The following is a 20,084-nucleotide window of genomic DNA, read 5'->3' as shown; positions in this document are numbered from 1 at the left end:
GATTTCTCGTACCCGCGTACTGCTCCGGTTTGGTGCTTTTGCTTCTAGCAAAGGGCCATGACTGCCATAAAAGGGAGCAAAAACGGGGTGTTTGTCGATAAAACCGACTAGGTGCAACTTATTCTCACGAAACTGGTTGCACCTTATTTGATTTGTTGCATAGCATTCGCGCCCTAGGTGCAACCGGGAATAACCCGAGCACCGGCTGATGGCTTTCCTGGGGAAACATCAGTCTTGAATGCGCGGGATCCCGGATCGTCTGCCAAACGTCGTCGTTTGCGAGCGGTTCACCACCGCCGCTACATAAAAACAAAGCCAGGGCGTAACTCAATGAGCGTAAGCAATCCAACCCTGATCACGTTCGTGATCTACATCGCAGCAATGGTGCTGATCGGCTTGATGGCCTATCGTTCCACCAACAACCTTTCTGACTATATTCTGGGCGGTCGCAGCCTGGGCAGCGTGGTTACTGCGCTGTCGGCCGGTGCCTCCGACATGAGCGGCTGGTTGTTGATGGGCCTGCCGGGTGCCATCTACATGTCCGGTCTCTCCGAAAGCTGGATCGCTATCGGTCTGATCGTCGGTGCCTACCTGAACTGGCTGTTCGTTGCCGGCCGTCTGCGTGTGCAGACCGAGCATAACGGCGATGCCCTGACCCTGCCGGACTACTTCTCCAGCCGTTTCGAAGATAAAAGCGGCTTGCTGCGGATTATCTCGGCGGTGGTGATTCTGGTGTTCTTCACCATCTATTGCGCATCCGGCATCGTCGCCGGTGCCCGTCTGTTCGAAAGCACCTTCGGCATGTCTTACGAGACCGCGCTGTGGGCCGGTGCTGCGGCGACGATTGCCTACACCTTTATCGGTGGTTTCCTGGCGGTGAGCTGGACTGACACTGTACAAGCCACGCTGATGATTTTCGCGCTGATTCTGACGCCGATCATCGTCCTGCTGGCCACTGGCGGCGTCGACACCACGTTCCTGGCCATCGAAGCTCAGGATCCAAGCAACTTCGATATGCTCAAAGGCACCACGTTCATCGGCATCATTTCGCTGATGGGCTGGGGCCTGGGCTACTTCGGTCAGCCGCACATCCTCGCGCGTTTCATGGCAGCGGATTCGGTGAAATCGATTGCCAATGCCCGTCGCATCTCCATGACCTGGATGATTCTGTGCCTGGGCGGCACCGTGGCCGTGGGCTTCTTCGGTATCGCGTACTTCTCGGCGCACCCGGAAGTCGCCGGTCCCGTTACCGAAAACCCTGAGCGTGTGTTCATCGAACTGGCCAAGATTCTCTTCAACCCATGGGTTGCCGGTGTGCTGCTGTCGGCCATCCTGGCGGCCGTGATGAGTACCCTGAGCTGCCAGTTGCTGGTGTGCTCGAGTGCCCTGACCGAAGACTTCTACAAGACCTTCCTGCGTAAATCCGCTTCGCAACTGGAGCTGGTCTGGGTCGGTCGCGCCATGGTGCTGCTGGTGGCACTGATCGCTATCGCACTGGCCGCCAACCCGGACAACCGCGTACTGGGCCTGGTGTCCTACGCCTGGGCCGGTTTCGGTGCCGCATTCGGTCCGGTTGTCCTGATCTCGGTGGTCTGGAAAGAGATGACCCGCGACGGCGCACTGGCCGGTATCCTGGTCGGCGCGATCACCGTGGTGGTCTGGAAGCATTTCGAACTGTTGGGTCTGTACGAAATCATCCCGGGCTTCATCTTCGCCAGCCTGGCTATCTACATCGTCAGCAAGATGGGCGAGCCGAGCCGAGGCATGGTGGAGCGCTTCGAAGCGGCGGAAAAAGATTTCAAGCTGAACAAATGATGCACTGAGCTTCGGCTCACAGGAAAACGGCCCGTCTCCTACCGGAGGCGGGCCGTTTTTTATTGCCTGTGATTTTCCCGGAAAAATGTGGAGATCCAATGTGGGAGCGAGCCTGCTCGCGAATGCGATCGTTCATTCAACGAATGTGTCGACTGACATGCCGCTATCGCGAGCAGGCTCGCTCCCACAGGGGTGGTGGAGAGTTCGAGGTGTTTGTCTGTAGTCGAAGGCTGCGCGTTCCGAAGCGCTTTCAGCGGGAGATGTAGGGCGAATCTGAATTTCCCGTCACCCATCCAAGACCCCTTGCCCCTGATGCAGAATCGCCCGCCCTCATTCTGCAGAGAGACATCGGATGTTCGCGCCTGCCAATCAACCGCGTTTCACGTTGACCCTAGAAGGCGCTCAGCATGACCTCAGAGTCCTTGAGTTCACGGGCAAGGAAGCCATCAGCCAACCTTTTCGCTTCGAGCTGGAACTGGTCAGCGAGCGGCCGGATCTGGACCTCGAAAGCCTGCTGCACGGTCAGGCGTTTCTCAGTCTTGATGCTCGGGGCAGTGGTATCCACGGTCAGATTTATCAGGTCGGGCAGGGTGATTCCGGGAAGCGTCTGACACGCTACCACCTGAGCCTCGTCCCGCGTCTGACCTATTTGGGGCATCGCATCAACCAGCGAATTTTCCAGCATCAGAGCGTGCCGCAAATTGTCACGCAAATCCTCAAGGACCATTCGATTCTGCGCGATGCCTTCGAATTTCGCCTTGGCAGCGAATACCCGCAGCGCGAGTACTGCGTGCAATACGCAGAAAGCGATCTGGCTTTCATTCAGCGCCTGTGTGCCGAAGTCGGCATTCATTACCACTTTCAACACAGTCCTGAAAGTCATCTACTGGTGTTTGGCGACGACCAGACCGTATTCCCGAAACTGCCCGAGTCGACCCTGTATCTGCCGGGCAGCGGCATGTCGGTTGGTGCCCCGGCAATCCAGCGTTTCAACGTGCGGGTGGAAACGCGCACCAGTGTCGTCACCCGGCGCGACTACAACTTCGAAAAGCCGCGCCTGTCTTTGGAAAGTCGCAGCGATGGCGAGCAGCGTCCGGTGCTGGAGGACTACCACTTTCCCGGCCAATTCAACGATCGCGAAACCGGCAAGCACCGGGCGCGGCGTGCACTGGAACGGCACGTCGCCGATTATCGGCAGGCCGAAGGCAGCAGCGATGAGTCCTCATTGGTCTGCGGGCATTTCCTGCAACTCACCGAACATCCGCGCAGCGATTGGAATGACCTGTGGTTACTCACGTCCATTGAGCATCGAGGCCGCCAGCCGCAGGTGCTGGAGGAATCGGTGACCAGCGATGGCGAGTCCTTTCAGGGTTACCGCAATACCTTTGTGGCCACGCCGTGGGACGTGTTCTTCCGACCGGCATTGGCACCCGAAAAACCGCGTATATCGGGCTACCAGCCCGCCGTGGTCACCGGCCCGAAAGGCCTGGAAATCCATTGTGATGAGTACGGTCGGGTCAAAGTGCAATTGGCCTGGGACCGCGACGGAGAACTGAACGAACACTCCAGTTGCTGGCTGCGCGTCGCCAGCGGCTGGGCGCACGATCACTACGGCAGTGTGCTGATTCCGCGGGTGGGCATGGAGGTACTGGTCGGCTTTATCGATGGCGATGCCGACAAGCCACTGGTGATGGGTTGCCTGCCCAACGCCGCGACGCCGGTGCCACTGGACCTGCCGGCAGACAAGACCCGCAGCGTCTTGCGCAGCCAGAGCAGCCCCGGCGGAGGCGGCTACAACGAGCTGCGCATCGAAGACAAAAAAGGTGCCGAGGAAATCTACCTGCGCGCCCAGCGCAACTGGACTCAGCATGTGCTGAACGATCAGCAGGTGCAGGTCGATAACCAGCGCAGCATCGTTGTCACGGGGCTCGCCCGGCATGAACTCAAGGCCGATGAGCAACGCATCACCCACGGCCAGCGCCAGACCGAAGTCAGGCAGGATGACCATTTGTCTGTGCTCGGCGACCAGCAGGTTCGGGTGAACAGCCAGGCCACCAGTGCCTCGGCGCAGATCCATATCAGCGCTGGTCAGCAAGTGGTGATCGACGGTGGCGCGAGCGCGACGATTCAGGCCGGTGGGCAGTGGATCAATATCGGCCCCGGCGGAATTTTCAGCAGCGTGCCGATTCAGGTGGGTGGTGCGCCAATGGCGGCAATGGGCGCGGCGCCAGTGGTGCCTGGCCTTCCGGACAAACTGGCGGCGGCGCCTGCGGCGGTTCTCACCGCTGCGCAAATCATGAGTTTCAAGGGCGATGCGCCATTTTGTGAAGAGTGCGAGCGCTGCAAGGACGGTGTTTGTGCAGCCTGAGCGACTACTACCCTCGGCATGGCTGGCGCGTGAGCCGTTGAAGGCATCCGAGCAGCTGTTCGTGATTTTCAGCAACGCCAGCGAGGCCGGCGCATTTCAAGCCTGGCGAGGCGCGGCGAGCCCGGTCTGGGCTGATACGATTTACGCCGAGTGGGAGGCAGTGATGCCCTATGTGGGAATGGTCACCGCTGACAGTGAATTTCTCGATTGGGTTGAGACGACCGAGTCCCGTGACTGGGGTTGGCTGGCGGTGTCTTCGGCGGGGCTTGAAGCGGTAGTCGAACACTTTCGCAGCCTGACGCAGGTGCTGATGCCAAACGGGAAGGCGGTGTTTTTTCGCTTTTGGGACGGCCGGTTTTTGCTGCCCATCCTGCACTCCGACGCGGTCGATCCGGCGCAATTGTTGCCGGTAATCGCGCGCGGACTGATCAATGCTCAGGCCGTTGAAGTCGGGGGCAGGGCGCTGGTCTCGACGCGGACATTTCCCTGGTGGCGGGTCCCCGAAACGGTTCTGGCTGCGACGGCGGACAACGCACAGATCGGCAATGTGCTGCAGTGGTTGGGCGAGGAGCATCCGGCGCTGTTTGAGGCGTTACCCAAGCCGGTGCTGCGCTGCAAGATCAGACGGTTCCTTCAGATTGCAGCGTCGGAAGAATCTTCATCGTCAGCGCTGTTGGACTTTTTGCTGGCAGAGTCATCCTGAGATTTCCGGGCGAAGGCCACGGACGATTCCTTCAAACCGCGGCGGTTTTCATAAACGGGTGAGCGATGGGTTGCAGGGATATCTTTTCGTTGCCACCGCGACAGGGTTTGCAGGGGGCGGTCCAGGGGGGCTTTTGTCCGCTCAGCCGCCAACCCCTGACTTGCCGCCCGGTAAAAGGTAAACTTTGCGGCCCTCGCAGGAGCAGCCATGAATTATCGTCACGCCTTCCATGCCGGCAATCACGCCGATGTGTTCAAACACCTGACCTTGACCCGCCTCATCGCCCTGATGTCGCGCAAGGAGCAGCCGTTTGCTTATCTCGACAGCCACGCGGGCATTGGCCTGTATGACTTGCAGGGCGATCAGGCCAATCGCACGGGCGAATACCTGGAAGGCATCGCGCGGTTATGGGATCAGCCGGACCTGCCGGCGCTGACCGCCGACTACATGAAGGTGCTGCATGACATGAACCCGGATGGCCAGTTGCGCTATTACCCGGGTTCCCCGGAGCTGGCGCGGCGTCTGACCCGGCCGCAGGATCGGGTGATGCTCAACGAGAAGCACCCGGAAGACGGCGTGCTGCTCAAAGACAACATGGCCGGCGACCGTCGGGTGAAAGTTCATCTGGGCGAAGGCTGGCATGTGGCGCGGGCGATGTTGCCGGTGCAGGAAAAGCGCGCGGTGATGCTGATTGATCCACCGTTTGAACAGCTCGACGAGATGCAGCGTTGTGCGGCGTCGATGAAAGAAGCCATCGGTCGCATGCGTCAAACCGTGGCGGCGATCTGGTATCCGGTCAAGGATCAACGTGCGTTGCGGCGTTTCTATCAGGACCTGGCTGGCACTGGCGCACCGAAATTGCTGCGTGTGGAATTGCTGGTGCATCCGCTGGACACGCCCAACAGCCTGAACGGTTCGGGACTGGCGATTGCCAATCCGCCGTGGGGGCTGGAGGAAGAATTGCGTGAGCTGCTGCCGTGGCTGTCGAAGAAGCTGGGGCAGACTCAGGGCGGCTGGCAGATGGATTGGCTAATCGCAGAGTGAAGCTGCAAGCTACAAGCTACAAGCTACAAGCTACAAGCTACAAGCTACAAGCTACAAGCTACAAGCTACAAGCTACAAGCTGAAGCGAACACAGCGCTTGAAGCTTGAAGCTTGCAGCTTGCAGCTAGCAGCTAGCTGCTTCTTAATTCGGCATGCACACACCGGTACCGCCAATCCCGCAGTACCCTTCAGGATTCTTCGCCAGATACTGTTGGTGATAGGCCTCGGCAAAGTACACGGTCGGTGCCTGATCGATCTCGGTGCTGATTTCACCCAGGCCGGCCTTCAACAGCTCAGCCTGATACACGTCTTTGCTCTTCAGCGCGGCGTCCAGTTGCTCCGGGCTGGTCGCGTAGATTACCGAGCGGTACTGCGTGCCGATGTCGTTGCCCTGGCGCATGCCCTGGGTCGGGTTGTGCAGTTCCCAGAACATTGCCAGCAGCTCTTCGTAACTGACCTTGGCCTTGTCATACACCACCAGTACCACTTCGGCGTGGCCGGTCAGGCCCGAGCAGACTTCTTCGTAGGTCGGGTTCGGTGTGAAGCCGCCGGCGTAACCGACGACCGTGCTGACCACGCCTTCGCGCTGCCAGAAACGCCGTTCCGCACCCCAGAAGCAGCCAAGACCGAAGATTGCAAAGTCGACGTCCTGAAAAAACGGGCCGAGCAGTGGGGTGTCTTCGAAGACGAAATGTTTTTCCGGCAGAGTCATCGCGGTTTCGCGACCAGGCAGGGCTTGTTCTTTGGTTGGCAGCACGTTTTTGTTCACCAGGATTTCCGAGCGCAGAACCATGAGCGTTCCTCTCAGTCAGGTTGGGGGTAAAAAGTCAGACCGCCAGTGTGCCGAATGATGCCGCACTAATCACTACTCAAAAAATATGGATATAACCCTTGTGGGAGCAAGCCCGCTCCCACAGAGGCGTTCATCCAAATAGGCGTTTGAGGTGTTTCAGAGGCAGAGCGGCCCGCGCGGATAGCGCTTGAGCGCCTGGATCAGTTCGGCGCCGGGAATCGGTCGGTCGAAGAGGTAGCCCTGGCCGACGTCGCAACGATGCCGGCGCAGAAAGGCCAGTTGCTCGGCGGTCTCGATGCCTTCGGCCACGACCTTGAGTTTGAGGTTGTGGGCCATGGCGATCACGGCGGAGGTGATTTCCATGTCGTCCTGGTTGTCGGGGATTTCGTGGATGAAGCTGCGATCGATCTTGATGATGTCGATGGGGAATTTTTTCAGATAGCTCAGCGACGAGTAACCGGTACCGAAGTCGTCCATGGCCAGGGTCAGGCCCAGACGCTTGAGCTGGTCGAGCTGCAAGTGCGTGTCTTCGGTGGCTTCCAGCAGCAGGCCTTCGGTCAGCTCCAGTTCCAGCAGTTTTGCCGGCAGCGCTTCTTCCTTGAGGATGTTGGCGATGGAGGCGACCAGGTCAGGGTCGGAGAACTGTTTTGGCGACAGGTTGATCGCCACTTGCAGGTTGCCCAGGCCGGCGGCGGTCAGGGCTTTGCTCATGCGGCAGGCCTGACGCGCGATCCACTTGCCGATCGGAATGATCAGACCGGTCTCTTCAGCAACGCTGATGAACTGGTCCGGGCGGATCATGCCACGCTCCGGGTGATTCCAGCGCAGCAGCGCCTCCATGCCCAGCAGGCGCCCACTGCGCAGGCAAAGCTTGGGCTGATAGAACACGTCCAGTTCGTTCTGCGTCAGGGCGCGGCGCAGGTTGTTCTCGACGAACAGTTTGTAACTGGCCTCGGCGTTCAATGCTTCGGTGAATACCTGCACCTGATGCTTGCCGTTGGCCTTGGCCTTGTGCAGTGCCAGACCGGCGTTGCGCATCAGGGTTTGCGGATCGCGCCCGTGCAGGGGTGCGCAGGCCAGGCCCACGGAGCCGGTGACACTGATCAACTGATTGTCGACGAACATCGGCTTGTCGAGGGTCATCAGCAACTGGCTGGCGATCTGTTGGCCGGCCTCAAGGCCGGTATTGTCAAGCAGCACGGCGAACTCGTTACTGGCGAAGCGGGCAAGGCTGCCGCTCGGACTGAGGCTGTTGCGCAGACGTCGGGCCAGGCTGATCAACAGCTTGTCGCCGGTCTGGTGGCCAAGGCTGTCGTTGATCCGCTTGAAGTTGTCGATGTCCACCAGCAACAGGCTGATCGGCGTGTCGCTGTCACGGGCGAAACGCTCGTCCAGGTTGCGGATAAACGCAGGGCGGTTACCGAGGTTGGTCAGGTTGTCGGTGTAGGCCAGGCGCTCGATTCGCTGTTGCGCCAGTTTGGTCTGGGTGATGTCTTCGTAGATGCCGATGTAATGCGTCAGTTCGCGGTTGTCACCGTAGACCTTGGAGATCGACAGTTGGCCCCAGTACGGTTCGAGATTCTTGCGTCGGCTTTTGAATTCGCCCTGCCAACTGTTGCTCTGGGCCAGCGCCGAGGGCGCGTCGAACAGCAGTTCGCTGAGGTTTTCCAGGGCTGGCAGCTCGGACAGGCGCTGGCCGTGAACTTCTTCGGTGGTGTATTGGGTAATCGCGGTGAAGCTCGGGTTGACGTATTCGACCACGCCGTCGCAATTGACCAGCAAAAAGGCGTTGGCACTTTGCTCGACTGCGCGCTGGAACAAGTGCAGGGCACTGGTGGCAGTGCGGCGGTTGTGGTTGTTGATCACTTGCGCGAACTGGTCGGCCAGTTCACCGGCAAAGGCAATTTCGTCGGACTGCCAGGCGCGGGTCACACCGGTCTGCTCCAGGCACAGCACGCCGACAACCTGACCGTCGACACGGATGCTCGCATCGAGCATGGCATTGACGTCACGCGAGCGCATTGCCTCAGCCATCTCGCGGGTGCGCGGGTCATGCAAGGCGTTGTGGGCATCGATGGCGCGGCTACTGTGCAGCGCTTCCATGTAGTCAGGGAAGCCGCTGATGTCGATGGCGTCTGGCAGGATGTATTCCTGGGTCGCCCGATGGTAGGCCGAGATCGGCAGCAAGTGCTGGCCTTCGAGATTCCACAGGCTGGCGGAGTCGATCTCATAGATATCGCAGGCGCAGCGGGTGATCAGTTCGGCGGCTTCTTGCAGCGAATTGTGAGTGCTGTAGCGCTGCCGGGCGAGTAGTAGAATCAAGTCTTGCTGGGCGCGCACGCGTTCCAGATGTTGCAGTTGTTCCTGTTGGGCGCGCTGGTTCAGCTCCAGCGCGATCTGCAGGCGCGAATTCTGGGTTTCCAGGTCGACCGATGGCAAGGTCGGCGCGTCGTCGTATACGTCATCGACCGCCAGCAAATAGCCGCGCAGCAAGTGCCGGTTGTGTTGTCGGTACGCTTCGCCGAGTTCCAGGATGCTCAAGGCCCCGGCCACGGTGTGCAGCGTGTAGCGCACCAGATAGTGCGGGCTGGTAGTCAATTGCTGCTGGATGGCGTCGTGCAGTTGATAGCGCGCTTCGGGCTCCATGAGGCTGGCGTAGGGCGAACCGACCAGTGCGCACAATTCCACGGCCGGCTGACCGAACTGGCGTTCGCAGTTGGGATCGAGGAACAGCATCGCCCAGCTTGCTTCATTCAAGCGCTCGAAACGCAGCATGCCGAGCCGCGAGGGCACAGGCAACTGCGTCACTACCTCGGCCGCCATACGGCTGGCGGCATCGGGTTGGCTTTTCATCAAGGAAACTCGCTTGGAAATATGCTGAACGCGCCGGGCTCTCGCCCTCTTTACTGTTGCCTGCGGCAAGGTTGCATCATTGCGGCACTGACTGACAAGAGAGATGAAGGCCAAGTGCTATAAGAATATGTCGGCTGCAACAAACATTTCTCCAGCGGGTGTCAGAAAAGATCAAATGATCGCAGCCTTCGGCAGCCCCGACAGGGAACGCATACCTATGTAGAAGCTGCCGAAGGCTGCGATTTTTTGGGTTTCAGCGCAGTTTCAGCGTGATCGATTGCAGCGGTTTGCCATCGCGATCATGGTAATTCACCACAATCCGGTCAGCGTCGACGACCATGTGCGCAAAGTTGTCCTGGCTGACCACGGCACTGGTCAACTCGTGCCGATAATCACCGGCAGCCGTGCGCGCCAGTGGCTGATCGAGGATAAAAGTGGAGGCCTTGGCATAGGGCAGCAGCTTGCTGTTGCACAGCGGTGAAGAGACGACGGTGTGAACTTCGAAATCCGGGTCGTTGCTGTGAGTCAGGCGACTGGTGAGCGAGCCGTGAACATCGCCGGAGACGAACACGACGTTTTTGATCCGCTGGGTACGGATGGTTTCCAGCAAGCGCAGACGTTGCTCGGGAAAGCTCTTCCAGGCGTCGTCGCCGTGGAGTTCGCGATCCGGATAGAACATCACGCTGGTTACCACAAACTTGACGCGCGCAGGGCTGTTTATCAGCCATTTGAGCAGCGCCAGTTCCTGCGCTTCATCCAGAATGCGTCGGTCATCGGCCGACAAGTTACGCCGCGTGCGGCTGTCGGTGACAAACCATTCGATATCACCGTCGCTGAACTGATACCAGTAATGATCAAGTTTGGCATGGTTTATCTGGCCAGTAGAAGTTAGTTCATGGGCCGGGCTGTGGCTGGCCTGATACAACTCGTAGGCGGCCATGGCATTGCGATACAAGTCGCTGTCGGACTTGCTTGCGTTGGCCGGCCAGTTGTCTTCGATTTCATGATCGTCGAGGATCATGTAAGTCGATGTGCCGGACATCAGGCGTTGGATGTTGGGTTGTGAAAAGGCTGCCCGGTATTTTGCAAGTATGTCTTTGTATTCCCGGTCCGGGGCAATCACGTTCAAGTCGTCGACATAAATTTGATCGCCGGTCATCAATGTTGCGCTGATCGGCGGTTGTGCGCCTTCAATCAATTGGTTGATCGAAGCGAATATACGGTCGCCCAGTTGCGGCAGCGAGGCGATGCCGGCGGTCATGCGCAAATAGCGGCACGATCCGACTATGTAAGCTCTGGATTGCACGGGCTTAGTGGAACGTGTGCGCAGGCGGTAGGTTTCCCGTGGCCATTGCAGGGGCAACTCTGCGACGCTGTCCTTGGTATGTACCGGACTCATCGGGCTGAACCAGCCTGTCTGGTATTCGTATTCGGTATCGCTACTCAAGTTGTTGAGCGCGAAAACATCGGACATATCACGCTGTTCACTGAGCTGCACGAAAATAGGCTTTGCCCACTGTGTTGTTCCGTATGTGCGATAACGCAGGGCGGCAAATACTAGTGCGTTGTGTTGTGAATTACCGCGAATAAATATTCGCGCGTGGTTAGTTGTAACGTGGCCGATGATCGGGCCAATGGTTGGTTTTAACATGTCGAGTCCGTTCGAATGAAGGCTGAATAAAGTTATATTTTGCGCGGCGCTGTTAGTTGGCGTTGCTGTTTTAAGGTTAGTTGTGTGGCGAATAAAAATATTGGCGTGAAGTTGACGCAGCTTGTGGCCGATGTCAGCGCAACTTGTGGGAAATATGCGCGGTGGTTTTCTTCAGGCAAAAAAAAGCCCCGCCAAACTGACGGGGTTGAGGTACGAGCGTGTGGCGCTCGAAAGGGTGCAGCAAACGGCCCTCCATGGCTGGAGGGCCGTTTGAGTTACAGCAGGATCGTGCGGATGTCGCCCAACAGGCTGCCCAGACGCTGGGTGAAGCGTGCAGCTGCAGCACCATTGATCACGCGGTGATCGTAGGACAGCGACAGTGGCAGCATCAGCTTCGGCTGGAAGGCTTTGCCATCCCAGACAGGCTGGATGGTGGCCTTGGAAACACCGAGGATCGCCACTTCCGGCGCGTTGACGATCGGCGTGAAGCCGGTGCCGCCAATGTGACCGAGGCTGGAAATGGTGAAACAGGCGCCTTGCATCTCGTCCGAGGACAGCTTCTTGGTGCGAGCTTTTTCAGCCAGCGAAGCTGCTTCGGCCGCCAGTTGCAGCAGACTCTTCTGGTCGACGTTCTTGATGACCGGTACGAGCAGGCCATCCGGGGTGTCGACGGCGAAGCCGATGTTCACGTATTTCTTGCGGATGATCGCCTTGCCGCTTGGTGCCAGCGAACTGTTGAAGTCCGGCAGTTCCTTGAGCAAATGCGCGCAGGTCTTGAGCAGCAGCGGCAGGATGGTCAGTTTGACGCCAGCCTTCTCCGCCACGGCTTTTTGCGCGACACGGAAGGCTTCCAGCTCGGTGATGTCTGCCGAGTCGAATTGCGTCACGTGTGGCACGTTCAGCCAGCTGCGGTGCAGGTTGGCGGCGCCGACCTGCATCAGGCGGGTCATCGGCACTTCTTCGATTTCGCCGAAACGGCTGAAGTCGACGACCGGGATCGGCGGGATGCCCGCGCCACCGGTAGCGCCAGCAGCGGCCGGTGCTTCCTTGGCCTTCTGCATCATTGTCTTGACGTAAACCTGCACGTCTTCTTTCAGGATGCGACCGTGCGGACCGCTGGCGCCGACGGCGCTCAGCTCGACGCCGAACTCACGGGCCAGTTGACGCACGGCGGGGCCGGCGTGAACTTTCGCGCCTGGCTTGGCCGGTGCAGCGGCTGGAGCGGCGGGGGCAGCCGGTGCAGCCGGAGCAGCAGCGGCAGGGGCCGGAGCGCTTGGCGCAGCCGCTGGAGTCGGGGCAGCAGCAGGTGCCGCGCCTTTGACTTTCAGCTTCAGAATCAGATCGCCGGTGCCCACTTCGTCATCCAGCTTGATCGAAACGCTTTCGACCACGCCGGCGGCAGGCGATGGAATTTCCATGCTCGCCTTGTCGGATTCCAGGGTGATCAGCGACTGGTCGGCTTCGACGGTATCGCCGGCCTTGACCAGCACTTCGATGATCTTCGCCTTGCCTGCCGAACCGATGTCCGGGACATGAATGTCCTGAACAGTGTCAGCGGCCGGCGCGGCCGGAGCCGCCGCCGGGGCTGGCGCAGCGGCAGCAGCAGGCGCGGCAGCCTGAGCCGGAGCGGCAGCAGCAGGGGCCGCAGCACCTGCCACTACCAGATCCAGAATCAGGTCGCCGGTGCCGACTTCGTCGTTGAGCTTGACGCTGATGGCCTTGACCACGCCAGCGGCAGGCGAGGGGATTTCCATGCTCGCCTTGTCGGATTCCAGAGTGATCAGCGATTGATCAGCCTCGACGGTATCGCCGACCTTGACCTGGATCTCGATGATTTGCGCTTTGCCCGACGAACCGATGTCCGGCACGTGCACTTGCTGTACCGAAGCGGCAGCAGGAGCAGCGGCGGGTGCGGCGGTTGCAGGTGCGGCAGCCGGTTTTTCTTCAGTTTTGGCGGCTGGCGCAGCAGCGGGGGCCGGGGCGGCTTCAGCAGCGCCCTCGACTTCCAGCTCCAGCAGTTCGTCGCCTTCTTTCAGGCGGTCGCCCAGCTTCACTTTCAGGCTCTTGATGACGCCGGCCTTCGGGGCTGGCACTTCCATGCTGGCCTTGTCCGATTCCAGGGTCAGGATGCTCTGATCGGCTTCGATACGGTCGCCGACCTTCACAAACAATTCAATTACTTCACCTTCACCGCTGCCGATGTCAGGTACGCGAATGAGTTCGCTCACAAAATGTCTCCTCAGCAGTCCAGTGGGTTGCGTTTTTCCGGGTCGATGCCGAACTTGACGATGGCCTCGGCCACGACTTTAGGTTCGATATCACCACGGTCAGCCAGTGCTTCCAGGGCTGCCAACACCACGAAATGACGGTCGACTTCGAAGAAATGACGCAGTTTCTTGCGGCTGTCGCTGCGGCCGAAACCGTCGGTGCCCAAGACTTTGAATTCCTTGGACGGAACCCACTGACGGATCTGCTCGGCGAACAGTTTCATGTAGTCGGTAGAGGCGATGACCGGGCCTTTACGGCCGTTCAGGCACTCTTCGACGTAGCTCAGCTTAGGCTTCTGGCCAGGCTTGAGACGGTTGCTGCGCTCTACGGCCAGGCCGTCGCGACGCAGTTCGTTGAAGCTGGTAACGCTCCAGACGTCAGCGCCGACGTTGAACTCTTCACGCAGGATCTTCGCCGCTTCACGCACTTCGCGCAGGATGGTGCCGGAGCCCATCAACTGAACGTGGTGCGCCGCATCGCGAGTGTCTTCTTCGAGCAGATACATGCCTTTCTTGATGCCTTCTTCGGCACCGGCCGGCATGGCTGGCTGCTGGTACGACTCGTTCATCACGGTGATGTAGTAGAAGATGTCCTGTTGCTCTTCGGTCATCTTCTTCATGCCGTCCTGAATGATCACCGCCAGCTCGTAGCCGTAGGTCGGATCGTAGGTGCGGCAGTTCGGGATGGTCGCGGCCAGCAGGTGGCTGTGACCGTCTTCGTGCTGCAGGCCTTCACCGTTCAGGGTGGTTCTGCCTGCGGTGCCGCCGATCAGGAAGCCACGGGTACGGCTGTCGCCAGCGGCCCAGGCCAGATCGCCGATCCGCTGGAAGCCGAACATCGAGTAGAAGATGTAGAACGGCAGCATCGGCTGGTTGTGGCTGGAGTACGAAGTACCGGCAGCGATGAACGAACTCATGGCGCCTGCTTCGTTGATGCCTTCTTCAAGGATCTGACCTTTCTGGTCTTCCTTGTAGAACATCACCTGGTCTTTATCGACTGGCTCGTAGAGCTGGCCGACGGAGGAGTAGATGCCCAGCTGGCGGAACATGCCTTCCATACCGAAGGTACGGGCTTCGTCCGGGATGATCGGAACGATGCGCGGGCCGATTTCCTTGTCCTTGACCAGTTGCGCGAGGATCCGCACGAAGGCCATGGTGGTGGAAATTTCGCGGTCGCCCGAGCCATCGAGGATGGCTTTGAGGGTGTCCAGATCCGGCGTCGGTACGCTGAAGCTCTGCGCGCGGCGCTGTGGCACGAAACCACCCAGTGCAGCACGACGCTCGGCGAGGTAGCGGCCTTCGGCGCTGTTCGGCTCCGGCTTGAAGAACGGCAGGTTCTCCAGTTCTTCATCCTTGACCGGAATGTCGAAGCGGTCGCGGAACAGCTTCAGGCTCTCGACGTCAACCTTCTTGGTGTTGTGCGCAGTGTTTTTCGCTTCGCCGGCACCGGTGCCATAACCCTTGATGGTCTTGGCGAGGATGACGGTCGGTTGTTCTTTGTGGTTGACCGCTTCGTGGTACGCCGCGTAGACCTTGTACGGGTCGTGGCCGCCACGGTTGAGTTTCCAGATCTCATCGTCGGACAAGTCTGCAACCATCGCCTTGAGTTCAGGCGTGTTGAAGAAGTGCTCACGCACGAACGCGCCGTCTTTGGCTTTGTAGTTCTGGTACTCGCCGTCGATGACTTCGTCCATGCGGCGTTGCAGGATACCGTCGACGTCTTTGGCCAGCAGTGGGTCCCAGAAACGGCCCCAGATGACTTTGGTCACGTTCCACTGTGCACCGCGGAACACGCCTTCGAGTTCCTGGATGATCTTGCCGTTGCCGCGAACCGGGCCGTCGAGGCGCTGCAGGTTGCAGTTGATGACGAAAATCAGGTTGTCCAGCTTCTCGCGGCCGGCCAGGGAGATCGCGCCCAGGGATTCCGGCTCGTCGCACTCGCCATCGCCCAGGAAGCACCAGACTTTCTGTTTGCCCGGCTGGATGAAACCGCGGTGTTCCAGGTACTTCATGAAGCGCGCCTGGTAGATCGCCTGGATCGGACCCAGACCCATCGATACGGTCGGGAACTGCCAGAAATCAGGCATCAGCCAAGGGTGCGGGTAGGACGACAGGCCCTGACCGTCGACTTCCTGGCGGAAGTTGTTCATCTGGTCTTCAGTGATGCGGCCTTCCATGAATGCACGGGCGTAAACGCCTGGCGAGGTGTGGCCCTGGAAGTAGATCAGGTCGCCGCCGTGTTCGTCGGTCGGGGCCTGGAAGAAGTAGTTGAAGCCGATGTCATACAGGGTCGCACTGGAAGCGAAGCTGGAGATGTGACCGCCCAGGTCCGAATCTCGCAGGTTTGTGCGCATTACCATGGCCATCGCGTTCCAGCGTACCAGCGAGCGAATGCGGCGTTCCATGAACAGGTCGCCAGGCATGCGTGCTTCGTGGGTCACGGGGATCGTGTTGCGGTAAGGCGTGGTGATGGCGTAAGGGAGCTGCGAACCGCTGCGGGTCGCCAGTTCACCCATACGGGTCATCAGATAGTGAGCACGGTCTTCGCCTTCTTTGTCGAGAACCGATTCCAGGGCGTCCAGCCATTCCTGGGTTTCGACGGGATCGAGGTCTTGCATGGCTTGCTCCAGGGCGGAAAGGCTTCCAGAATCGGTTGCCTGAGTTTGCGACTGGCCTTGTGGGCAGACGATTTAAAATTCTTGGATTGCCGACAGGTTGTTCCGGCGGCGTGTAGTTTTACTACAAATCTTCCGGCATTTCAGCCTTTCGAATGTATAGACGAGTAGTAAAACTACAGATGAAAGGCTTGTGGCCTCCGAATGCGTTGTGAGAATAATCGTTAAGGTGGGTCGATTTCCATCCGAATAGGGTGAAAGTTTGATGCTGAATGCTAAAGAAGAAGAAATTTCAGCTATTTCTAACTTTTGTTCGACAGTCCTTCGCGTAGCGGGTTTTCATCATTCACTACAAGCGGCCATTTACACGCCGATCAAGGATAGACCATGACCCTGCCCGTGCTTGCCGAACTGCCCGCCATCCTCTTGCCGTTGGTCAGCCGATCCGAGCAGTCGTTCCGTACGGCTGTCGCCTCACTGGAGGACGATCATGGCCTGTCGAGCTGGACGCCGGAGCGCTGGGCGCAGTTCGCCCGCGTCACCGCCGCCAGCGAGTTTGTCATTGAACAGAGCGTTCGTGACCCTTTGATGTTGCTCTCGCTGGTGCAGTCCGGCGAACTCGACCGGGCCTTCGCGCCGGGTGAGCTGTGTGCTCAGATTGCCGCCGCGGTGAACGCCGCGCAAAGCGAGGATGAACTCGGCCGTGCCTTGCGTCGTCAGCGCGCCCGGCATCAGGTGCGGATCATCTGGCGCGACCTGACGCGTCAGGCCGATCTGGTGCAGACCTGCCGCGATCTCTCGGACATGGCCGACGCCTGCATTGATCAAGCCTATCAGTGGCTGTACAGCCGCCATTGCGAACAATTCGGTACGCCGACCGGCCGCCGCAGCGGTCTGCCCCAGCCCATGGTGATCCTCGGCATGGGCAAGCTGGGCGCGGTCGAGTTGAATCTGTCCTCGGACATCGACCTGGTCTTCGCCTACCCCGAGGGCGGCGAAACCGTCGGCGTGAAACGTTCGCTGGATAATCAGGAGTTCTTCATCCGCCTCGGTCAACGCCTGATCAAAGCGCTGGACCCGATGACCGTCGACGGCTTCGTCTTCCGTGTCGACATGCGCCTGCGTCCGTACGGCTCGTCCGGTGCGCTGGTGCTCAGCTTCAATGCGCTGGAGCAGTATTACCAGGATCAGGGTCGCGACTGGGAGCGCTATGCGATGATCAAGGCGCGTGTGGTCGCCGGCGATCAGGTGGCCGGTGCACAGTTGCTGGAAATGCTGCGGCCGTTCGTTTATCGGCGCTATCTGGACTTCTCGGCGATCGAAGCGCTGCGCACCATGAAGCAATTGATCCAGCAGGAAGTGCGGCGCAAAGGCATGGCCGACAATATCAAGCTGGGCTCCGGTGGCATTCGTGAAGTCGAGTTCATCGCCCAGGCGTTCCAGTTGATTCACGGTGGTCGCGATCTGAGCCTGCAACAGCGCCCTCTATTAAAGGTGCTGAGTACGCTGGAAGGGCAGGGCTATTTGCCGCCGGCGGTGGTCAGTGAATTGCGCGAGGGGTATGAGTTCCTGCGTTACACCGAACACGCCATCCAGGCCATCGCCGACCGTCAGACCCAGATGCTGCCGGAGGGCGCGCAGGATCAGGCGCGGATTGCTTTCATGCTTGGCTTCGCCGACTGGGAGGCTTTTCATGAAAAGCTCATGTATTGGCGCGGTCGTGTCGCCTGGCATTTCGCCCAGGTGATTGCTGATCCCGATGAGGACGAAGGCGCCGCAAGCGAAGTGGTGGTGGGCGGCGAATGGCTGCCGCTGTGGGAGGAGGCGCAGGACGAAGAGGCCGCGTGCCGTCAGTTGCGGGAGGGTGGTTTTGCCGATGCGAGCAAAGCCCTGAAGGCACTGGCCGGTTTGCGCGGCAGTCCGCAATTGCGAGCGATGCAGCGTCTGGGGCGCGAGCGGCTCGACGCTTTCATCCCGCGCCTGATCGCGCAAGCGGTGGAGCATGCCAATCCGGATCTGGTGCTTGAGCGCGTGTTGCCGTTAGTGGAAGCGGTGGCGCGGCGTTCGGCCTATCTCGTGTTGCTGACAGAAAATCCCGGTGCGCTGCGCCGCTTGCTGACGCTGTGCGCGGCGAGTCCGTGGATCGCCGAGCAGATCACCCGCTTCCCGTTGCTGCTTGACGAATTGCTCAACGAAGGCCGCCTGTTCAAGCCGCCGTTGGCGCCGGAGCTTGCGGCAGAACTGCGCGAGCGATTGACACGGATCCCTGAAGACGACCTTGAACAGCAGATGGAAGCCCTGCGCCATTTCAAACTGGCACACCGCTTACGCGTCGCCGCCTCGGAAATTGCCGGCAGCCTGCCGCTGATGAAGGTCAGCGATTACCTGACCTGGCTGGCCGAGGCCATCCTTGAGCAAGTGCTGGCGCTGGCCTGGCGCCAGACCGTGGCCAAGTACGGCACGCCGTTGCGCACTGACGGTACGCTGTGCGATCCCGGCTTCATCATCGTCGGTTATGGCAAGGTCGGCGGGCTGGAGCTGGGGCACGGTTCGGATCTGGATCTGGTGTTCATTCACGATGGCGATCCGCAGGCAGAAACCGACGGGCCGAAGTCGATCGATGGTGCGCAGTTCTTCACCCGACTGGGCCAGCGGATCATTCATTTGCTGACGGCACAGACCAACTCCGGCCAGCTCTACGAAGTGGACATGCGCTTGCGGCCCTCCGGTGCGGCGGGGTTGCTGGTGAGTTCCCTCGGCGCGTTTGCCCGCTACCAGGAAAATGAAGCGTGGACGTGGGAGCATCAGGCCCTCGTGCGCGCACGGGTGCTGGTTGGCAGCGCCGATGTCGGCCAGGCCTTCGAGAAAGTCCGAGCGCAGGTATTGGGCAAAGCGCGTGATCTGGCGACGTTGCAACAGGAAGTCAGCGAAATGCGCGCGAAGATGCGCGATAACCTTGGCACCCGGAGCACCGCGGCCGGGACCGCGGCAAATGCCTTCGAGGCCACCGCGCCCTTCGACCTCAAGCAGGACGCCGGAGGTATCGTCGATATTGAATTTATGGTGCAATACGCGGCTCTGGCGTGGTCGCAAAGTCATCCGCCATTGCTACGCTGGACCGATAACATCCGCATTCTCGAAGAGCTGGAACACCAAGGGCTGATGCCCGCCGAAGATGCCAGCTTGTTGCGCGAGGCCTACAAAGCCTACCGCTCAGCCGCCCACCGGCAGGCATTGCAGAAGGATGCCGGGGTGATCCCGGGCGACCAGTTTGCCGAAGAGCGCCGCCAGGTCATGCGAATCTGGCGGGAGATGGGGCTAGGCTGAAACGGTTTATGCAGCAGCCAACACCCTGTGGGGGCGGGCTTGCCCGCGAAGGCGGAGTGTCAGGCGACACTGACGCTGGATGTGCTAGCTCTTTCGCGAGCAAGCCCGCTCCCACAGTGGATCTGCGCTGAATGGCAGATGTGCGAATGAATGCAAAACCCTGTAGGAGTGAGCTGCTCGCGAAGACGGAGTGTCAGGCGACATCGATGTTGGATGTGCCAGCCCTTTCGCGAGCAAGCCCGCTCCCACAGTGGAACTGCGCTGGATGGCAGATATGTGAGTGAATGCAAAACCCTGTAGGAGTGAGCCTGCTCGCGAAGACGGAGTGTCAGACGACACTGATGCTGGATGTGATGGCCTCTTCGCGAGCAAGCCCGCTCCCACAGTGGATCTGCGCTGAATGGCAGATATGTGAGTGAATGCAAAACCCTGTAGGAGTGAGCCTGCTCGCGAAGACGGAGTGCCAGGCGAATCGATGTTGGATGTGCCAGCCCTTTCGCGAGCAAGCCCGATCCCGCAGTGGATCTGCGCTGAGTCGCAGATGTGGAAGTGAATGCAAAACCCTGTGGGAGCGGGCTTGCCCGCGAAGGCGGAGTGTCGGACGGCAGAAATATTGAATGGATAGGCCCTTTCGCGAGCCGCCCGCTC

General features: G+C 59.8%; 10 protein-coding genes. 5 read left to right on the top strand and 5 right to left on the bottom strand.

The annotated features are described in order from the left end of the window. The first annotated feature begins 330 nt into the window (after positions 1–330). From putP to rlmJ, 4 genes are all read left to right on the top strand, one after another. Positions 331–1,815 carry a sodium/proline symporter PutP gene (gene putP / locus HU743_RS00245; protein WP_186549444.1) on the top strand — a complete coding sequence of 495 codons (1,485 nt, stop codon included), beginning with the start codon at positions 331–333 and terminating at the stop codon, positions 1,813–1,815. A gap of 352 nt (positions 1,816–2,167) precedes the next feature. Further along, on the top strand, positions 2,168–4,183 hold the full coding sequence (gene tssI / locus HU743_RS00240; RefSeq protein ID WP_186646028.1) for a type VI secretion system tip protein TssI/VgrG: 2,016 nt from the start codon (positions 2,168–2,170) through the stop codon (positions 4,181–4,183). Then, on the top strand, positions 4,173–4,886 hold the full coding sequence (locus HU743_RS00235) for a DUF4123 domain-containing protein (protein WP_186646026.1): 714 nt from the start codon (positions 4,173–4,175) through the stop codon (positions 4,884–4,886). Before tssI ends, HU743_RS00235 begins: the two co-directional genes overlap by 11 nt. A 207-nt stretch (positions 4,887–5,093) precedes the next feature. After that, the gene (gene rlmJ, locus HU743_RS00230; RefSeq protein WP_186646024.1) at positions 5,094–5,930 is read left to right on the top strand and encodes a 23S rRNA (adenine(2030)-N(6))-methyltransferase RlmJ; all 837 of its coding nucleotides are present in this window, start codon (positions 5,094–5,096) and stop codon (positions 5,928–5,930) included. A gap of 142 nt (positions 5,931–6,072) precedes the next feature. Here the strand turns inward: rlmJ and msrA are convergent, their stop codons facing one another. The 5 genes from msrA to aceE form a co-directional block, all read right to left on the bottom strand. Next, complete coding sequence (msrA, locus tag HU743_RS00225) at positions 6,073–6,723, bottom strand: peptide-methionine (S)-S-oxide reductase MsrA (RefSeq protein ID WP_186646023.1); 651 nt, start codon at positions 6,721–6,723, stop codon at positions 6,073–6,075. Between the two features lie 156 nt (positions 6,724–6,879). Continuing rightward, positions 6,880–9,576: a GGDEF and EAL domain-containing protein gene (locus HU743_RS00220; RefSeq protein WP_186549440.1), complete on the bottom strand. Its 2,697-nt coding sequence runs from the start codon at positions 9,574–9,576 to the stop codon at positions 6,880–6,882. Between the two features lie 253 nt (positions 9,577–9,829). Further along, on the bottom strand, positions 9,830–11,227 hold the full coding sequence (locus tag HU743_RS00215; protein WP_186646021.1) for an alkaline phosphatase D family protein: 1,398 nt from the start codon (positions 11,225–11,227) through the stop codon (positions 9,830–9,832). A 275-nt stretch (positions 11,228–11,502) separates the two neighbouring features. Beyond that, positions 11,503–13,455: a dihydrolipoyllysine-residue acetyltransferase gene (gene aceF / locus HU743_RS00210; RefSeq protein WP_186646019.1), complete on the bottom strand. Its 1,953-nt coding sequence runs from the start codon at positions 13,453–13,455 to the stop codon at positions 11,503–11,505. 11 nt (positions 13,456–13,466) lie between these two features. Then, entirely contained in the window at positions 13,467–16,112 is a 2,646-nt protein-coding gene (gene aceE, locus HU743_RS00205; RefSeq protein ID WP_186549437.1) for a pyruvate dehydrogenase (acetyl-transferring), homodimeric type, read from the bottom strand. A 384-nt stretch (positions 16,113–16,496) separates the two neighbouring features. Between aceE and glnE the strand changes: the two genes are divergently transcribed. Continuing rightward, a complete protein-coding gene (glnE, locus tag HU743_RS00200) occupies positions 16,497–19,436 on the top strand; it encodes a bifunctional [glutamate--ammonia ligase]-adenylyl-L-tyrosine phosphorylase/[glutamate--ammonia-ligase] adenylyltransferase (RefSeq protein WP_186646016.1) in 2,940 nt (979 codons plus the stop codon). Positions 19,437–20,084 lie beyond the last annotated feature (648 nt).

The sequence above is a fragment of the Pseudomonas sp. SWRI99 genome, from assembly GCF_014270125.1.
Classification (GTDB): Bacteria; Pseudomonadota; Gammaproteobacteria; order Pseudomonadales; family Pseudomonadaceae; genus Aquipseudomonas; species Aquipseudomonas hamedanensis.
This window is presented reverse-complemented; position numbering and strand designations above follow the sequence as displayed.

Excerpts from the sequence above, each read along its gene's own strand:
- putP (WP_186549444.1), top strand. The coding sequence starts at position 331 with ATGAGCGTAAGCAATCCAACCCTGATCACGTTCGTGATCTACATCGCA.
- HU743_RS00220 (WP_186549440.1), bottom strand. The coding sequence starts at position 9,576 with ATGAAAAGCCAACCCGATGCCGCCAGCCGTATGGCGGCCGAGGTAGTG.
- tssI (WP_186646028.1), top strand. The coding sequence starts at position 2,168 with ATGTTCGCGCCTGCCAATCAACCGCGTTTCACGTTGACCCTAGAAGGC.
- msrA (WP_186646023.1), bottom strand. The coding sequence starts at position 6,723 with ATGGTTCTGCGCTCGGAAATCCTGGTGAACAAAAACGTGCTGCCAACC.
- HU743_RS00215 (WP_186646021.1), bottom strand. The coding sequence starts at position 11,227 with ATGTTAAAACCAACCATTGGCCCGATCATCGGCCACGTTACAACTAAC.
- aceE (WP_186549437.1), bottom strand. The coding sequence starts at position 16,112 with ATGCAAGACCTCGATCCCGTCGAAACCCAGGAATGGCTGGACGCCCTG.
- glnE (WP_186646016.1), top strand. The coding sequence starts at position 16,497 with ATGACCCTGCCCGTGCTTGCCGAACTGCCCGCCATCCTCTTGCCGTTG.
- rlmJ (WP_186646024.1), top strand. The coding sequence starts at position 5,094 with ATGAATTATCGTCACGCCTTCCATGCCGGCAATCACGCCGATGTGTTC.